At 47.1% G+C, this 18,280-nt stretch carries 15 protein-coding genes; 10 read left to right on the forward strand and 5 right to left on the reverse strand.

Features of this window, described 5'->3' with window-relative positions; genetic code table 11:
* Positions 1-77: 77 nt before the first annotated feature.
* Positions 78-620 (reverse strand): translation initiation factor IF-3, encoded by a 543-nt coding sequence (gene infC, locus B147_RS0100990; protein ID WP_083927780.1) that lies wholly within the window; start codon positions 618-620, stop codon positions 78-80.
* An 88-nt stretch (positions 621-708) separates the two neighbouring features.
* A complete protein-coding gene (locus tag B147_RS0100995) occupies positions 709-1,251 on the reverse strand; it encodes a nucleoside deaminase (RefSeq protein WP_020585396.1) in 543 nt (180 codons plus the stop codon).
* 75 nt (positions 1,252-1,326) lie between these two features.
* Here B147_RS0100995 and B147_RS0101000 point away from each other — a divergent pair, with 75 nt between their 5' ends.
* From B147_RS0101000 to pta, 3 genes are all read left to right on the forward strand, one after another.
* Entirely contained in the window at positions 1,327-2,415 is a 1,089-nt protein-coding gene (locus B147_RS0101000) for a deoxyguanosinetriphosphate triphosphohydrolase (protein ID WP_033396670.1), read from the forward strand.
* A 20-nt stretch (positions 2,416-2,435) separates the two neighbouring features.
* Positions 2,436-3,041 (forward strand): YkgJ family cysteine cluster protein, encoded by a 606-nt coding sequence (locus B147_RS0101005; protein ID WP_020585398.1) that lies wholly within the window; start codon positions 2,436-2,438, stop codon positions 3,039-3,041.
* A gap of 106 nt (positions 3,042-3,147) precedes the next feature.
* Positions 3,148-5,256, forward strand: coding sequence for a phosphate acetyltransferase (gene pta, locus B147_RS0101010; protein WP_020585399.1), 2,109 nt, complete (start codon positions 3,148-3,150; stop codon positions 5,254-5,256).
* Here the strand turns inward: pta and B147_RS0101015 are convergent.
* From B147_RS0101015 to B147_RS0101025, 3 genes are all read right to left on the reverse strand, one after another.
* Positions 5,253-6,164: a LysR substrate-binding domain-containing protein gene (locus B147_RS0101015; protein ID WP_245568880.1), complete on the reverse strand. Its 912-nt coding sequence runs from the start codon at positions 6,162-6,164 to the stop codon at positions 5,253-5,255. The genes pta and B147_RS0101015 overlap by 4 nt on opposite strands.
* 183 nt (positions 6,165-6,347) lie before the next feature.
* Entirely contained in the window at positions 6,348-7,106 is a 759-nt protein-coding gene (locus B147_RS0101020) for an SDR family NAD(P)-dependent oxidoreductase (protein ID WP_425386991.1), read from the reverse strand.
* Between the two features lie 65 nt (positions 7,107-7,171).
* Positions 7,172-7,915 carry a YkgJ family cysteine cluster protein gene (locus B147_RS0101025; protein ID WP_020585402.1) on the reverse strand — a complete coding sequence of 248 codons (744 nt, stop codon included), beginning with the start codon at positions 7,913-7,915 and terminating at the stop codon, positions 7,172-7,174.
* A 440-nt stretch (positions 7,916-8,355) separates the two neighbouring features.
* Between B147_RS0101025 and aprB the strand changes: the two genes are divergently transcribed.
* The 7 genes from aprB (at position 8,356) to B147_RS0101065 (ending at position 18,138) form a co-directional block, all read left to right on the forward strand.
* Complete coding sequence (gene aprB / locus B147_RS0101035) at positions 8,356-8,793, forward strand: adenylyl-sulfate reductase subunit beta (protein WP_020585404.1); 438 nt, start codon at positions 8,356-8,358, stop codon at positions 8,791-8,793.
* A gap of 48 nt (positions 8,794-8,841) precedes the next feature.
* Positions 8,842-10,803 carry an adenylyl-sulfate reductase subunit alpha gene (aprA, locus tag B147_RS0101040; RefSeq protein ID WP_020585405.1) on the forward strand — a complete coding sequence of 654 codons (1,962 nt, stop codon included), beginning with the start codon at positions 8,842-8,844 and terminating at the stop codon, positions 10,801-10,803.
* A 287-nt stretch (positions 10,804-11,090) separates the two neighbouring features.
* Complete coding sequence (locus B147_RS0101045; protein ID WP_020585406.1) at positions 11,091-12,362, forward strand: CoB--CoM heterodisulfide reductase iron-sulfur subunit A family protein; 1,272 nt, start codon at positions 11,091-11,093, stop codon at positions 12,360-12,362.
* A gap of 6 nt (positions 12,363-12,368) precedes the next feature.
* Positions 12,369-14,705 (forward strand): FAD-dependent oxidoreductase, encoded by a 2,337-nt coding sequence (locus tag B147_RS0101050; protein WP_020585407.1) that lies wholly within the window; start codon positions 12,369-12,371, stop codon positions 14,703-14,705.
* 36 nt (positions 14,706-14,741) lie between these two features.
* Positions 14,742-15,947, forward strand: coding sequence for a quinone-interacting membrane-bound oxidoreductase complex subunit QmoC (qmoC, locus tag B147_RS0101055; RefSeq protein WP_020585408.1), 1,206 nt, complete (start codon positions 14,742-14,744; stop codon positions 15,945-15,947).
* 258 nt (positions 15,948-16,205) lie between these two features.
* Positions 16,206-16,859, forward strand: coding sequence for a YiaD family glycine zipper/OmpA-like lipoprotein (locus B147_RS33070; protein WP_020585409.1), 654 nt, complete (start codon positions 16,206-16,208; stop codon positions 16,857-16,859).
* Between the two features lie 61 nt (positions 16,860-16,920).
* Positions 16,921-18,138, forward strand: a complete 1,218-nt coding sequence (locus B147_RS0101065) for an aminotransferase class I/II-fold pyridoxal phosphate-dependent enzyme (RefSeq protein WP_020585410.1) — start codon at positions 16,921-16,923, stop codon at positions 18,136-18,138.
* Positions 18,139-18,280 lie beyond the last annotated feature (142 nt).

Raw genomic sequence — 18,280 nt, forward strand, 5'->3', positions numbered from 1 at the left:
GTTATGGATTAACCCACACCTTAAATACGAATAAAATCCGGCGCAAAATCCGTAGCGTTTATTTCTCTTCACACCCCTTATTTGGGGCCAAGCAACATGGTAATGACCCGCCCTTCAAACTTGGGGAGCTGTTCCACCTGGGCAAAATCTTTGGTCATTTCCACCACTTTTTCCAGAATGACGCTGGCCTGCTCCTTGAGCATAAACTCGCGCCCCCTGAAAACAAGTGTTATTTTTACCTTATCACCATTGGAAATAAATTTTTCTATGTGCCGAACCTTAGTTGCAAGATCATGATCATCTGTTTTAGGGCGAACCTTGATCTCCTTGATCTGGACACTTTTTTGCTTCCTTTTGGCTTCTTGTTTTTTCTTAGTCAGCTCGTACTTATACTTTCCATGATCCATTATTTTGCAGACAGGAGGTCTCGCATCAGGAGACACTTCAACCAGATCCAAATCTTCGCTTTGGGCAACACGCAACGCCTCAGAAATGGGTAGAATTCCTATCTGTTCACCATCAGAACCGATTACCCGAACCTCAGAGGCTCTGATCCCCTTATTCACTCTTGTCTGATCCTGCTTAACTCGCTTAGATATTTTTACCTCCCGCCGAAGCACAAAATTATAATCATGTCAATACAACAAGCATAACCTTTGAATTATATATAGAAGATACATACAAATCAAGGACTATTTATTTCATTCCTTAAATTACATCCCCATCTATGTCTTGCGACTCACGCCATTGATCTAGCGTATATGACTCCAGAAAGCTGTCTTTCCAATATAAATTAGCATCTTTATTAAAAAAATCATGGAAAAGATCAAGGCTTTTTTTGCGCAGCACATGGGGAACGATCGTGATTTGCGCGTCTCTATATAGGGGGCTCAGATGCGCTCTGTCCAGGCCGGTGCCACCTCCCATCACATCCTCATAGGCAAATACCAGGGTCCGGATACCAGCCAGAATAATTGCAGCAAAGCACATCAAACAAGGTTCCATGGTACAAAACAGCACAGCGCGTTCCGGGATAAACCGGGCATCTGATGATTCAAGGGCTTTAATCGCACGTATTTCTGCATGGTCAATTTCACTGAAAAAAGATAGCTTCCCCGACGTGCCGCTCCTGGCACCCGAGGCAATCACCCGATCATCTTGAACAATGACACACCCAACAGGAAACTGCCCTCTATCGAAAGCGTTACGGGCCTGCCCAAGGGCCTGCTCCATAAAAAACTCGTAGTCCAAAAATACTCCTTTTCTTGATTTTTTTATTAAATGCTGTATTTAATTTTATTTTTATTTTATTTCAATACTGTTTTGATGAATACATTAAACTCCAACATAGAACAAAAACCCAGTATCCGGGAAATCTTCCAGCAACGGGAGCACAATTTCCTGTCAAGATACGGCACCCCCAGCACCAGTGCTGAACGCCGACACCCCGATATTGCCCCCGGCAACATCAGAACCCCTTTTCAGCTGGACCGGGACCGAATCGTATACTCCAATGCCTTCAGGCGGTTGAAATACAAAACCCAAGTTTTCCTATCGCCGTTGGGGGACCATTACCGAACCCGGCTTACCCACACCCTAGAGGTTTCTGAAACAGCAAGAAATATTGCCCGGGCCATGCGCTTGAATGAGGACCTTGCCGAAGCGGTTGCCCTTGGCCACGATTTAGGACATACACCTTTTGGCCATGGCGGAGAGACGGCCCTAATCCAGATACACTCTGCGCATTTTACCCATTCCGATCAGAGCTTAAGGGTGGTGGATGTATTGGAGAATAAAGGAAAAGGCCTGAATCTCACCACCCAGGTCAGAGACGGCATCCTTAAGCATTCCAAAGGATTCGGCAACATCATACCGGCGACACCCGGTGAAACCGCATCCACCATTGAAGGACGGATCGTACGTGTTGCCGATATCATTGCGTACCTGAACCATGACCTTGATGATGCGTTGCGGGGCAAGGTAATATCCTGGGATGAAGTACCCGAAATCTGCATCCGAAAGCTTGGCACAACCCACTCCGCCCGCGCATCTACAATGATGGAGCAGCTGGTTTACAACAGCGGTCCCCAAAATGGAGAATTCATTTTGAGCATGGGTGAGGAGACCATGGAAGCCATGACAATCCTAAGAAAATTCCTCTTTGAAAAGGTGTATCGGTCCCCGGCGGTTCACGGAGAGTTTGTAAAGGCCAAAAAAGTAATCATCGGCCTTTATAAATATTTCATGGAGAATCCCGACGAGATGCAAAAAGAGTTGGAAAAAATGGAGATGGCCCCATGGGATTCAGCAAAAAATAAACTGAAGCGCTCGGTGTGTGATGTCATTGCCTCCATGACAGACCGGTACGCACTTGAATTGTACGCGCGTCTGTTCTTCCCTAACCCACTGGTTTAAAACGCACACGAAAGATGGCTATGATACATATCCCGGAATATTTTTCACCCTTGGTCCGGCTCTACCATGAAATGGATAAACGATGGAATCAGGTTGCACAGGAATATGGATTTCAGTGCAACGGTTGTGAAGACAACTGCTGCCTGTCTCTATTTTTTCATCACACCCATGCAGAAGCATCTTTTTTGCAATATGGATTCCAGACATTGCCCCCTAAAGACCAAAAGCAGATATTAACCCTTAGCCGGGACTATTGCCGTCGAACCTTTTCCAAGAATGCGGAGAACCACAACCCGCCGGTATCCCAAAAAATCCCCTGCCCGTTGCTCAAGATGGACAGGTGCAGCCTTTACGAATTTCGACCAATGATCTGCCGAATGCATGGACTGCCCCACGAGCTTCACAAACCCGGATTTAATGTCATTAAAGGACCCGGCTGTGATGCCGGAAAATTTGACGACCGTACATACATCCCTTTTGACCGGACCCCGTTTTACAAACAGATGGCTGTCATAGAAATGAATTTCAGGCAACTGACAGGCAAAACCGGAAAAATAAAACAAACCATCGCCCAGATTCTTTCAGATTCAACGCCGGGACAAAAAAGAGACACAAAGATACCTTGACAGTGCCAAAACAATCCTATAATTATCGTAAAGTTAATGTCTTGTATTTTCTATAAAATGTTCCGTTCCACCAGAATAACAAACCAGCACTTTTGGAGAAAATTTAATGTCAAGCGGTTTATATATCACCGCCACCCAGGCGGGCGCGGGCAAATCTGCCATTGCGTTGGGCGTAATGGAAATGCTTTTTCGAAAACTGGAGCGTGTGGGCTTTTTCAGACCCATCATCACCAAGGACCCTGAAGATGCCTGGGATCTGGATATAGAACTGATGTCCAGCCAGTACCATCTTGACCGGCCCTATGCCACCATGTACGGCGTCACCCAGAATGAGGCGGACCAGCTTTTAAGCCATGGGAAAAAAGATGAACTGCTTGAAAAAATCATCGAAAAATACAATGATGCCAGGGAAAAGTGCTCCTTCATTCTTTGCGAGGGAACAGATTTCGTATCGTCCACCACGGGTGTGGAATTTGATATCAATGCAACGATTATCCAGAATCTGAACTGCCCTGTACTCCTGGTGGCGGATGCCCACAATAAATCCATGGAAGAGGCAGCCACGCTCACCGGCATGACTCTAGATTCCCTGGAAAGCAAGGGGTGTCATATCCTGGGTACCATTATCAACCGGGTGACGCCCGCCGACCTGTCCGACATTGTTGATTATTTCAAAAAAACCGGATTGTTCCCAAATCAACTGATATATGCCGTGCCCGAGGAGGATGCACTGGCCAACCCAACCATTGCGGAAGTTGCAAGTGCACTGGGTGCAAAAGTACTGATTGGAAGCAACCTGCTCTATCGCCATGCCCGGGGTTTTACCGTTGCAGCCATGCAGTTGACCAACCTGTTGTGCAGAATTGACCACGGCACCCTGATTATCACCCCGGGAGACCGGGCCGATGTAATCGTGGCGTGCATGGCAGCCCAGTCTTCGGATTCCATCGAAAATGTTTCCGGCATCATTTTGACCGGAGGTCTTGTTCCTGAAGGTCCGGTATGGGAACTTATCAAAGGTATTCCCGATGCCGTACCCGTGATCAGCGTCACCGAAAATACATTTCCCACCGCCCTGGCCGTGGAAAAAATCAAAGGTTCGATTTCACCGTATGATGACAGAAAAATCACCCGGGCGCTGGCTTTATTTGAACAGCACGTGGACATTGACCGGATGATGGATAAAGTCATCACCACGGACGCCACCATCATGACACCGAAAATGTTCGAATACGAACTTATCCGTAAAGCCCGGATGTTCAAAAAACGGATCGTTCTTCCCGAAGGAGATGAAGAGCGGATATTGCGTGCCGTGGAAACCATTCTACGGCGTGAAATTGTGGACATTACCCTTCTTGGTGATGAAAAAAAGATCCGTCATAAAATCAGGAAGCTTGGCCTGCGCATGGCAGGATTTGAAATCATCAATCCCGAAAAATCTGAACGGCTCGAGACTTATGCCCAAGTCTATTGCGAGTTAAGAAAACACAAAGGCATGACCATTGAAAATGCCCGGGACCGAGTGACGGACGTCAACTATTTCGGCACCATGATGGTACACATGGGTGATGTGGACGGCATGGTATCGGGCTCTGTCCACAGTACAGCCGCAACCATTATCCCCTCATTTGAAATCATCAAAGCTAAAAACCCCCAGACCCCGGTATCCGGACTTTTTTTCATGTGCCTGCCACACAGGGTCCTGGCCTACGGGGACTGCGCCATCAATCCGGACCCCAATGCGGAACAACTTGCAGAGATCGCCATTACCTCGGCAGAAACGGTGAAAATGTTCGATATCGAACCAAGAATCGCCATGCTATCATACTCCACGGGCACCTCGGGCAAAGGCAAGGATGTTGACAAGGTCAGGGAAGCCACAAGAATCGTCCAGCAAAAATGCCCGAATCTGCTCATTGAAGGTCCCATCCAGTATGATGCCGCCATAGAACCAGCTGTCGCAAAAACCAAAATGCCCAACTCTCCTGTGGCAGGCAGGGCTACGGTTTTTATTTTTCCGGATCTTAACACCGGAAACAATACTTACAAGGCTGTCCAGCGATCCTCGAACGCCGTGGCAATCGGCCCAACCCTGCAGGGCTTGAACAAGCCGGTGAATGACTTAAGCCGGGGGTGTCTTGTAACCGACATTATCAACACAGTGGCTATCACAGCCATCCAGGCCGCAGAACAGGATTGGAAAAGTAAGAGCTAATGGACATGGGCCTGGTTTTCATACACTGCCTTATAACGTTCCTTTGTATAATAAATAAACTCCTGAAGAACGGATGAAAAATATTTATCCTTATGCCAGATCGTATAAAAGGAACGGGAAAATTTAAAATCTTTTATTTTAAGACGAAACAGCTGCCCGGACAAAAGTTCATTCATTACGGAAATTCTAGACAAACAGCTTAGCGCACCCTTGTTTCCAAGTACCGATTTCACAGCTTCCGTATGCCCTACTTCCAGGAAGGGCTTAAACCGTTTTTTATACTTTTCTATATGATACAGGAAGACCTCCCGGGTGCCGGACCCCTCCTCTCGGAAAATCCAGCGCTTCGACAGAAGCTCGTCCATGCAATAATCTTCGTTGCGAACTAGATCCGAATCACCAGTCACCACATAAAGTTCATCAAGACCAAGCACCTCCCGCTCGATCTCGGTACTGTTGTAGTCTGCTTCAACAAACCCGATATCCACATCACCGTCTTCAATAAGCCTGCCGATCTCTATGGTATTGCCGGTTATTTTTTCCACCCGAACCCCTTCATACAACTCGGCAAACTCATAGATAATCTGAGGCAGGATATAGTTGGCAATGGATGAACTGGCACCCACCTTGATATCCCCAACCAAATCCTGATCCCTGAACATGGACTCGCTCTCCCGCAGCCCAAACACAAGGGGCTCCATCATTCTAAAAAAATAGCGCCCGTTTTCATTGACCACCAGCCTTTTGTGGATACGGTCGAACAATAATTTTCCCAAGGTCTCTTCAAGTGATTTTATGGCCATGGATACGGCCGACTGGGTAAGTCCGAAATCCTTAGCCACCTGACTTAAATGGGGTGTCTTCACAAGCGCAAGAAATAGTTCAAGTTGCCTTAATGTCAATCGCATACCTCCATGGACCTGTTTGGCAAAGGCATTACGCGCACGCCCTTAAATGTTGAAACATAAACAAATTGCATTGGTTGTTTGCCATACAGGAACGACTATATCACGCCGGCGGACTCCCCCCAAAGAGGATATTAAAAAAAATTGATTGTTTTATTCAGTTTTTTAAATACACCGCCCAGCCAATCAAACAATACCCCGGGGCATGGGTGGCACAAGCGCCCCACCCAGCGCAAAACCGCCGTCTATACGCAAGGTGGCACCGGTCATATACGGGGCATCCTTGATCATAAAATTAACGGCTTTGACAACATCGGAAACTTGGCCGGTCCGACCGACCAGGGTATGGTCTATCAGGGAACGCTTTTCCGCATCCGTCAACACTTCCCGCCAGCCCCGGGTCCCCTGGGCATGGCGGGTTTCAAATATTCCCAGCATTAATTCGTTCACCCGCACCAAAGGCGCCCCCATCCTGGCCCATGTTTCGGTGAGTACGCCAACCCCCCGGTTGGCGGCTGAGTAGCCCTCGTTGAAGACCAAGGCAGCAGGGCCTGATCTTCCGGTGATGGCGGCAATAGAAGAAATATTAATGACAACAGCGTCATCGGCGGCCTTCAGCAAAGGAAACATCGCTTCAAAAACCCAGCGCTTGGCTTTAAGCGTTGTTTCAATCTCCAAATCCCACTGCGCTTCAACATATGCCCCATGGACCGTAGGCCACCCACCGCGCTCTATATTATTCACAAGGATGTCCAGGCGTCCATACCGGTCTTTTATAAATTCTGCCAAACCGGCTATATCATCGGTTTTACGCAAATCTGCATTAATTATATGGTGTTGGGCACCTGTTTTTTCAAAGTCCGCTTCCATATCACAGAAGGCATCCGGCCAGTCATGGCGGGTGAGGACAAGGCTTGCCCCCTGCCGGGCAAGATCCAGGCCAATGCCCTTGCCAATTCCCTTGACTGCCCCAAGCACCAGCGCCACCTTTCCTTTGATTTCCATAAGTTTCAGCCCTGAATTTCCAAATCTTTGCCAAACAACTGGTATTTTATCCAGGCAATACCGAAATTAAGCAGACTCAAGTCATCGGACATAATCTTTGCCACATATTCCTTGGGCAGCTCCAGTGACGCAAGAAGCCCTTTTTCTTGAATTTGAATTCTAAAATTATCCAGATCATATAAAGCCATATAAAAAATATCTTCTTCAGCACCTTCAAGTTTTCCCGGCCTAATCTGATTTTTAAGGCTGATCAGTTCAAGAAGTTTATCATTTTCCGTGTTGTGGTCGAGCACATCCTGGCCTTTGAGCCACTGGGCTACGGTTCTGTCACCCTGAACGCCAAAGCCTTTGCAATGCGCTTCTTCAATTAAAGCAAAATACTCGACATTCTTCCCGGTTCCCCTGTCCTTTACAATGGCCCGGGCCAAGGGGTACATGCGGCATGATCCCGGGCGGTCATTATATATGGAACATCCTGAATCTGTAACAAAAGGGCAGGCATGGCCGGTGGCAGGATTGGCCTTAAAGGTAAGCACCGGTAAACCGGAACCGGGCCCTGTGTGCCGGGATGTATATTTTTGCAAAAATTGCCCGGACAGCAAACTTACTGCATGTTTCATTCTCAGAATATCATAGGGGGTCAGTGCCTGATTCAGGTCCCGGCAGCACTGATTAAAACAAGGATTATCCGAACTGCAATTAAATTGCATAGGGTCATCCAAGCCCACAGGCAACATTTCATCGTTCATTTTTTTTCCTTTATTATTTTAAAATTATGCTATAGAAAGGGTCATCAATAACCGGCGGATAACCTACCAGGATCCAACTGTTTTTTCCAGATGATTTTAATGTATGCATTCACAAGATATAGTGGCTTACCTGCCCCAAAAACATATATATTGTCAAAGCAATAATCATTCAAAAAAATTGAAGAATTCATTAAATCATTTTTTTTGAATTTTCTTGACACAGACCTTGTCAGGGTGTTATTCCCATATCATTTGTTTGGAGGATGAAGGCTTATTGGATGAAATTTCAAACAGGTCCAAGCCACTACCCTCAAGAGCTAAACGTTTTAAATTACAGGTCTTTCGAAATTTTCGGCAGGCCTTAATCTAGATAGAAATAAATTGTCGCACAACGGTATTTGTGCAATTTTGATTAACCTACATTAATGGAGGTATTTTAAATGCCATCTTTTGTAATCGCAGAAAAATGTGACGGCTGTAAAGGCGGAGATAAAACCGCATGCATGTACATCTGCCCCAATGACCTGATGGTTCTGGATGCAAATGCAATGAAAGCTTACAACCAAGAACCGGATCAGTGCTGGGAATGCTACTCTTGCGTAAAAATCTGCCCCTCCCAAGCCATCGAAGTAAGAGGTTACTCTGACTTCGTGCCCATGGGCGCTGCTGTACAGCCCATGATGGGTACCGAGGACATTATGTGGACCTGTAAGTTCAGAAACGGCGTTGTAAAACGCTTTAAGTTCCCCATCAGAACCACTCCCGAAGGCGAAGCCAACTCCTATGATGATCTGAAGGGTAAAGACCTTTCTTCAGGCCTGCTGTCCACTGAAGAAGCTGACGGTATGACACTGGTTGCTCCTACCGAACTGGCATAGGTTGCTTAAATTTAATTCTGATACTTATAAAATTTTTGGAGGTATATAATGGCATTACCTAACAAACCTGCTGGTGAAATTAAAACCGTTAGAGAGCCAGAGGTAGAAAAAAGAGACGTTGATGTTCTGATCGTCGGCGGTGGTATGGCTGCTTGCGGTACTGCATTTGAGATCAAAAAATGGGCTGACGACGACACAAAAATCCTGCTCGTCGACAAAGCTGCCCTTGAACGGTCCGGCGCTGTTGCTCAAGGTCTGTCCGCCATCAACACTTACATTGGTGACAACAAACCTGAAGATTATGTCCGCATGGTTCGTAACGACCTGATGGGTATTGTTCGCGAAGACTTGATCTTTGACCTTGGCCGTCACGTTGACGACTCCGTACATCTGTTCGAAGAATGGGGACTTCCCATCTGGAAAAAAACCGACGACGGTAAAAACCTCGACGGTAAAAAAGGCCAGAAAGCCGGTACCCTTAAAGCTGGAGCAACTCCGGTTCGTACAGGTAAATGGCAGATCATGATCAACGGTGAATCTTACAAGAGAATCGTTGCTGAAGCCGGCAAAAAAGCCCTTGGCGACGAAAACATCCTTGAAAGAGTTTTCATCGTTGAAATCCTCAACGACAAAGATGATCCCACAAGAGCTGCCGGCGCAGTTGGTTTTTCCGTACGTGAAAACAAAGTTTACATCATCAGCGCAAAGGTTATGATGGTTGCCTGCGGTGGCGCGGTTAACATCTACCAGCCCCGTTCCGTTGCTGAAGGTAAAGGCCGTGCATGGTATCCTGTATGGAATGCCGGTTCCACTTACACCATGGCTCTTAGAGCTGGTGCTGAACTCTCCATGATGGAAAACCGTTTCACCCCGGCCCGTTTTAAAGACGGTTACGGCCCTGTTGGTGCTTGGTTCCTGCTGTTCAAAGCAAAAACCGTTAACGGCCTTGGTGAAAACTATGCCGGTTCCGACGATGCCAAAGCTGAGCTTGAAAAATATGCTCCTTATGGAACTGCTGCCGTAACACCGACCTGTCTGCGTAACCATCTGATGATGAAAGAATACAAAGAAGGCCGTGGTCCCATCATCATGGAAACCACCAAAGCACTCGCTGCTCTTGGCGAAACCATGGACAAAAAAGAGCTGAAACATCTTGAGTCAGAAGCTTGGGAAGATTTCCTTGACATGTCCGTTGGTCAGGCTGGTCTGTGGTGTGCAACCAATACAGAGCCCGAGAAAAAAGACTCTGAGATTATGCCCACCGAACCGTACCTGCTGGGTTCTCATTCCGGTTGCTGCGGCATCTGGTGTTCCGGTCCCGAAGAAGACTGGGTACCCGATTCCTACAAATGGGGTTACAACAGAATGACCACATGTAAAGGTCTGTTCACTGCCGGTGACGGCGTTGGATGCTCCGGTCATAAATTCTCTTCTGGTTCCCATGCTGAAGGCCGTATCATTGCCAAGTCCATGCTTCAGTACCTGAAAGCCGAAGGCGACAAGGTTTCCGGTTTTGCTGAAACTGATCAGGAACTGGTCGACATGATTTACTATCCGGTATACAACTACCTGGATAACTGTGAATACACCACAGCTACAGACGTTAACCCCAACTACTGCAAACCTGCCGGTATGGCAATGCGTCTGATGAAAATGACCAATGAGTATGGTGCTGGTACAGCTACATTCTACATGACCAACGGCAAATCCCTCGAAGTTCTCATGGACCTGTTCGAAATGTTCCGTGAAGACCTTGAGAAAATTGCTGCCGGCGATCTTCATGAACTGCTCAGAGCTTGGGAAATTATCCATCGTCTCTACACAGTTCAGGCTCACACCCGTCACATCCAGTTCCGTGAAGAATCCCGCTTCCCTGGTTTCTACTACAGAGGCGACTTCATGGGCCAGAATGACGAAGAATGGTTCTGCTTTGTTAACTCTTCTTATGACAAGAAGACTAACGAGTGGACTCTGAAAAAAGAACCCTACGTTAAAATTATCTCCGACTAGTGCGGTAAGACGTTTTAACCTAAGGATGTCTTGATATGAACCTCCAGGTGCCGGCTTACCGGTGCCTGGAGGTTTTTCAGATTATGCCTGCACGGCCCTGTCTCCTTCTTTGTAAGCTTGCAAACAAACCGTTTATAGGGTACTACTTTGCAGTCTTACAAATAAGGAGATCAGGATGCCGACCCCGGGCTTAAACCGGACATAATTGGTTTTGCCAGGATCCGGCATACAAAATTTGGAACTCATACACAACACAACTACACAACTCAAATGCACGGAGGGACAGCATGACTACAGAAAATTCAGCCCCGGTAAGTGGAAGCATTATGGTGGTTGGCGGTGGAATCAGTGGCCTGACAACCGCTTTGGAAGCTGCCGAAGTGGGCTACGAAGTCTTCCTTATAGAAAAGGAAGCTTCCCTTGGTGGAAGAGTCACCCAGCTCAAACACTACTTCCCCAAACTCTGCCCGCCTACCTGCGGTCTTGAAATCAATTACAGACGTCTCAAAGACAACAAGAACATCAAGGTGTATACGCTTTCCGAGGTACAGAACGTTGACGGCAAGCCTGGAGATTACACCGTGACCGTTAAAACCGCACCACGGTATGTAAACAGCAACTGCACCTGCTGCGGTGAATGTGAAAAAGTGTGCGAAACTGAAATCAGCAATGAATTCAACTTCGGCATGGATCGCCGTAAAGCGGCATACCTGCCCCACAACATGGCCTTTCCCCAAAGATATGTCATGGATTCGGCCATGGGCAAAGAAGACCGGGATAAGGTTAAAGAAGCCTGCAAATATGACGCCATTGATTTTACCATGGAAGAAAGCACATTTGACCTGAAAGTCGGTGCTGTTGTATTTACCACCGGCTGGCAGCCCTATGATGCTACCCGCATTGACAATCTTGGGTTTGGCCGGTACCAGAACATTATTACCAACATGATGCTGGAACGTTTGGCCTCTTCCAACGGCCCCACCGAAGGTAAAATCATCCGTCCGTCCGACGACAAGGCACCGGAAACCATCGCCTTTGCCCAGTGTGCAGGCTCCAGGGATGAAAATCATCTGCCCTACTGCTCTTATATATGCTGCCTGGCATCCTTAAAACATGCCACATACATCAGAGCCCAGTATCCTGATGCAAAAATCTACATCTATTATATTGATCTTCGGACCCCAGGCAGAAAATACGAAAACTTCTATGCCAAACTCAAAGAAGATGAAAACGTATTTTTCGTAAAAGGCAAGGTCGCTGAAGTCAGTGAAGAGAGCGGCACCGGCAACATTAACCTTGTGGCGGAAGATACCATCTCCGGAGAAAAAATCAGACAGACCGTTGATATGCTGGTGCTGGCTACCGGCATGCAGCCCACCTGCGCCATTGATAAGCCTGCAGCGGATCTGACCTTTGATGACGAAGGCTTTATTATCAATGACTTTTCCAAAGGCGGCCTGTTTGCAGCAGGGTGTGCCAATAAACCGGCCGATGTTGTGACATCCAACCAGAATGCAACCGGCATGGCCCTTAAAGCCATTCAGACTCTGAGGAGGTAACGAACCATGGATAAAAAATACGGCGTATATATCTGCACAGGCTGTGGTATCGGTGACACACTTGACATAGAATCGCTGAAAAGCATCCCCGATGACGAGGGTGTCAACTGCACCACCCATCCCTTCCTGTGCTCTAAGGCAGGTGTTGAACTCATTCAAAAAGACATTGACGAGGGCAAAGTAAACGCCATGGTTATCGGCGCTTGCTCCCGCCGGGTGAACTTTGATGTATTTAATTTCCCCGGATGCATCATTGAACGGTCCAATTTAAGAGAAGGTGTTGTATGGCCCCATTCCAGGGAAACCTATCCTGCCCTGACCGAAGAACAGAAGGATGACGGAGAGAGCTTTGACCGGATCCAGATGAAGGCCCAGGATTATATCAAAATGGGTATGATCCGGTTGGAAAAGGTCAACCTGCCCGAACCCTACCAGACACAGTCTTTTTCCAAAAAGGTACTTGTTCTCGGTGGCGGTGTAACCGGTATGTCTGCAGCCCTTGATGCTGCCAAAGCCGGTTATGAGGTTACCATCGTAGAAAAAGAGGCTGCCCTTGGCGGTTATGCAGCCAAGCTGCGCAGCCAGATGCCTGTTCAATCTCCCTTTGAGACGCTTCAGGCACCTGTGGTTGACGCACTGATTCAGGAAGTTGAAGGCAACACCAACATAGATGTTCGGACCAGCACCATTGTGGCACGTATTGCCGGCCAGCCGGGTGAATTCACCGTAACCATGAAAAAACCCGGTGAAAAAATCCCCTTTGACGTACCCTATCCGCTGCCTCCCGAAGAGCTGCTGGATGAAAACGGCAAAGAACTGGATGCGGACGCTGCCCATGAAAAATACCTGAAATACAATGAAGGCAGAGAAGATATCCTTTCTCTTGACCCGAACGGCGAGCTTTACGGTGCTGTTGTTCTGGCTGCCGGCTGGCGGCCTGACGTCCTTGAAGGCGAAGCATACGCTCACCTTTCTATAGATAATCCCGATGTGGTCACCAATGACGAATTTGAAATGATTGCAGCCAAGGGAAAAATCCTTCGTCCCTCCAATGGCAAGGAAGCCAAAAACGTTGTATTTATCCAGTCCGCCGGCAAAGATGAAGACGACAGCGATTTTGAATACACCGGCTCCGTAACTTCTATGGTCGCACTGAAACAAGCCCGTTATGTCAGGGAAGACTATGCTGACGGCAAAGCCTATGTGATTTATCAGCACATGAGGACCCCTGGCCTGCAGGAATATTTCTACAAAGCCATGCAGCAGGATGACGGTATTTTCCTGACCAAGGGAGCGGTGACCGATGTTACGGCTACAAGCAGTGAAGTGATGGTGACTGCCCAAAACACACTGCTGGGTGAAAACCTGGTGATCAAAGCTGACATGGTTGTTGTGGCAAGCGGCATGGTTCCAGCCACCAAAGATAATCCGGTCATCAATTTGGCCTATCGCCAGGGTCCCGGCTTCAGGGATAATGATATTTTTGGCCAGTATGCGGATTCAAACTATATCTGCTTCCCCTATGAGACCCAGAGAACCGGTATTTACGCAGCCGGTACCATCCGCCGGGCAATGACCATAGAAGAGTCCATGGAAGACGCAGCAGGCGCCGCACTGAAAGCGATTCAGTGTATTGAAAGTGCCAACCGCGGCATGGCCGTTCACCCCCGTTCCGGTGACATGACTTACCCGGACTTCTTCTTCCAGAGATGCACCCAGTGCAAACGCTGCACGGTTGAATGCCCCTTCGGCGCTCTGGATGATGATGCCAGAGGAACCCCAAAAGCCAATCCTACCCGATGCCGCCGCTGCGGTACCTGCATGGGTGCCTGTCCGGAACGTATTATCTCCTTTGCCGACTACACCATTGACAGTATCGGTTCCCAGGTCAAGGCCATCAGCGTTCCGTCCGAGGATGATTATAGTGAACCGCCCCTGCGTTTTCTGGCCCTGGTATGTGAAAACGATGCATTACCTGCATTGGATATGGTTGGCATGAACCGTGTGGACTACTCTCCGGATGTTCGCGTGATTCCGGTTCGCTGCCTAGGTTCCGTCAACACCATCTGGATCAAGGACGCACTTGCCCAGGGTATCGACGGTGTTATTCTCATCGGCTGCAAGCATGGGGATGATTACCAGTGCCATTTTGTCAAGGGTTCCGAACTTGCTGAGATCCGCGTGAAAAAGATTGGTGATGCCCTTGCTTCACTGGCCCTTGAAAATGAGCGCGTAGCGTTTGAGGAAGTCGCCATTGATGAATATGACAAACTGCCCAAGATCATCAACGACTTTGTTGAAGAAGTGGACGCACTTGGCCCGAACCCGTTCAAAGGATTCTAACGACGGCATACAAACTTAATGGAGGTATCTACTACTATGAGTGCCAATTATATTGCCCAACCAGATCTGGGATTTATTGCCGAGATTAGAGGTCTTGGCGGAGAAACCCTGAAAAAATGTTACCAATGCGCCACTTGTTCCGTGGCCTGCCCCATTGCACCTGAAGACAGCCCCTTTCCCAGAAAGGAGATGATCGCTGCCTCATGGGGCCTTAAAGACAAACTGATCAGCAATGGTGATATCTGGCTATGCCACCAGTGCGGTGACTGCACGGATATGTGTCCCCGTGGCGCTGCCCCTGGTGATGTGCTGGCAGCGATCCGTTCTGCTGCCATCACTGAGTATGCAACCCCAAAACCCCTTGCCAAGGCAGTAAACGATCCATCCAAACTGCCGCTTCTGATCGGAATCCCGGCGGCCTGGTTTGCCCTGCTTGCCATTATCACCATGGGCTTTGGGGGTATCATGGAAAAAATTTTCCATACCCTGTTCGGCGATGCCCTTGGCGGACGCCTTCACTGGTCACATGCCCACCCAGGTGCTGAGCACGTTATTGCTCATTCTAACTTTGTATCCACCTGGTTTGTGGACATGACCTTTGTACCCACGGCTATTTTTGCCACAGCTGTTTTCTTTCTTGCACTGAAACGCTTCATTGTAGACATTCATGATAATGCGGTTCTTGAAGGCAAAACAGACAAAACCAGCCTTGATTACAAAGCCCTTTTAATGTCTATTAAAGATATTATCCCCATGGTGTTGAAACATGATAAGTTCAATCAATGCGGATCCAATAAAGATCGTGCCACCCCACATATGATGGTGCTTTTTGCCTTTATCGGTCTTTTCATTGTAACTGCAGTATGCGGCATTATGCTTTACGTGGGCGGTTATGCCGGTCCTTATCCCCAGCTTAACCCCATTAAATGGCTGGCCAATATCGCAGGTGTCTCTTTGGTCATTGGTTCAGGAATAATGATCAAAAACAGACTGACCAACAAAGACCAGGTCACAGCCTATAAAGACTGGTTCATTCTTGGTGTTGTCTTCACCCTAGGCCTTTCCGGTATGCTCACGGAAATGGCCCGCCTGGCTGAAATTGCATGGCTTTCTTACTTCTTTTACTGGATTCATCTGATTGCCATCTTCAACTTGTTTGCATTCCTGCCATTTTCAAAAATGGCCCACATTGTATACCGTACGGTTGCCATGGGCTATGCACAATATGCCAATAGAAAATAGATAGCTTTTAAGCTATATCATTAAAAGAGGGCTGGTTTTTGACCAGCCCTCTTTTTTATTTGCGACACTGGAACACTTGTTTTTTCAATGCTGAAAATAAAAAAAGAAAACATCTTAAACTTTGAAAGTTCTGTCCGACAGGTGTATATTATTAAAGTCTATCTCTATTCATATTAAAAACTAAATATTTAATGATGTTTTTCCAATTTTAAGTATTATTATTTTTTATGAGATAAAAAATGTTACGGAGGAAATAAAATGAAAAAATTGATTGTGACAGGCGTTGTTATTGTTTTATCGGCCACTCTTTTTTCATGCGCAACCATGCAGACGAGTCAGGGAAAGGGAACGGCTGTGGGAGCCGGTACAGGCGCAGCCGTCGGAGCCATTCTAGGCCAGGTCATCGGCAGAGACACGGAATCAACGCTTATTGGAGCAGGCATCGGGGCCGCCCTCGGTGGACTTGCCGGTAATCAGGTAGGCAAATATATGGATCTGCAGGAGCAGGAGTTGAGAAATGCAATGGCAGCGTCCGAATCGGCAAGTATACAACGTGAGCAGGATATTTTGAAGGCAACCTTTAAATCAGAAGCTTATTTTGATTATGACTCAAGCAATTTGAAACCAGGGGCATATCCAGAGTTGAGAAGAATTTCGGATATTTTAATCAAGTACCCCCATTCCCGGATTGAAGTGGCCGGACATACAGACACCAAAGGCTCGGAAGAATATAACCAAAAACTGTCAGAACGAAGAGCTGAAGTTGTCGCAAATCAATTAATTTACAATGGGGTTTCTGCCCAAAGGGTCACAGCAGTGGGCTATGGGGAGTCTCAGCCAATCTCTTCCAATGACGCAATGAATCGCCGTGTAGAAATTTTTATTAAGCCGATAATGGAAAGCTCATATTAGCTTCAAACAATAATATTTCTGGTGCAAGACGATTATAGAAGGCATAAAGAGGCATTAAAGAATGAATTCCATAGCACCTTCAGACAGGATGGCAAATGTCCACTCAGATATACGCGGTCCTGTTTTTGAAAAGGCCATGAAAATGGTTTCATCCGGCATTGATGTATTGAGACTCAATACGGGAAATCCAGATACGTTTGGGTTCACGATGCCTGATAGTGTACGCACGGCTTTAATTAATAATGTAGACAAGGCCGTGGGATATTGTGACTTAAAAGGCATGCCGGAAGCGAGAAACGCAATATGTGACTATCACGTTGTTAAAGGTATTTTGGACCTTACCCCGGATGATATATTCATTGGCAATGGTGTCAGTGAGCTTGTTAATATGGCGATGACCTCATTTTTGAATCCCGGTGATGAGATTCTTATTCCATCTCCAAGTTATTCACTTTGGACGAATATGGCGTATATCGTAGGCGCAACACCAGTGCTTTATCGCTGTGATGAGGCTTCCGGTTGGTATCCTGATGTGGCTGATATTCTTAAGAAGATCACACCAAAAACACGCGCCATACTCATTATTAACCCCAACAATCCGACGGGTTCATTATATTCAAAAGAAATTTTAGAACAGATCATTCAAATCGCAAGAGAACACAAGTTGCTTATCTGTTCGGATGAAATTTATGACCGGTTGGTGATGGATGGGTTAGAACATGTTTCGACAGCGGCACTTGCGCCTGATATACCGGTCTTCACCTTCAACGGATTATCCAAATCGCACATCGTATGTGGGTTTCGTTGTGGATGGCTCGCAATTAGCGGGCCGCGCCGGCAAATTGGTGATTTAATCGCGTCCATTACAAAACTGGCTGCCATGCGCTTGTGTGGCAATGCATTAACGCAACTTGTGATTCCGGCGGCAATGGGGGATGCGCAAAGCACAAAAACGTTGATTTCTCCCGGTGGAAGAATTTATGAGCAAAGAGAAGCGACGATCAATGCGTTAGATCAAATTGATGGAATTACATACGTTAAAAACTCAGCAGCATTTTATCTTTTCCCCAAAATTGATGTCAAAAAATTTAATATTACAAATGACAAAAAATTTGTACTGGATTTACTGGAAAGCAAGCATATCTTGCTTGTTGCGGGAAGTGGATTTGACTGGCCGGAGCCGGATCATTTCAGGATAGTCATGTTACCGGAACCAAAAATTCTGTCAAACGCAATGCAGCAGATAGGTGATTTCCTCAGCACGTACCGCCAAGAATAAAGGCTGCGTAAAAAGCCTATCGCCTGCTGCGTTATGGCGCCTGGCCAAACGCTTGACATACTTAGTGGCCGGCCGAAAAACGTAAATTTGGCCGGCCACCATACCTTGCAGACGAATATTTTTACTTATCCATCGATTGGAT

Origin of the sequence: Desulfobacter curvatus DSM 3379, assembly GCF_000373985.1 — a bacterium.
Taxonomy (GTDB): domain Bacteria; phylum Desulfobacterota; class Desulfobacteria; order Desulfobacterales; family Desulfobacteraceae; genus Desulfobacter; species Desulfobacter curvatus.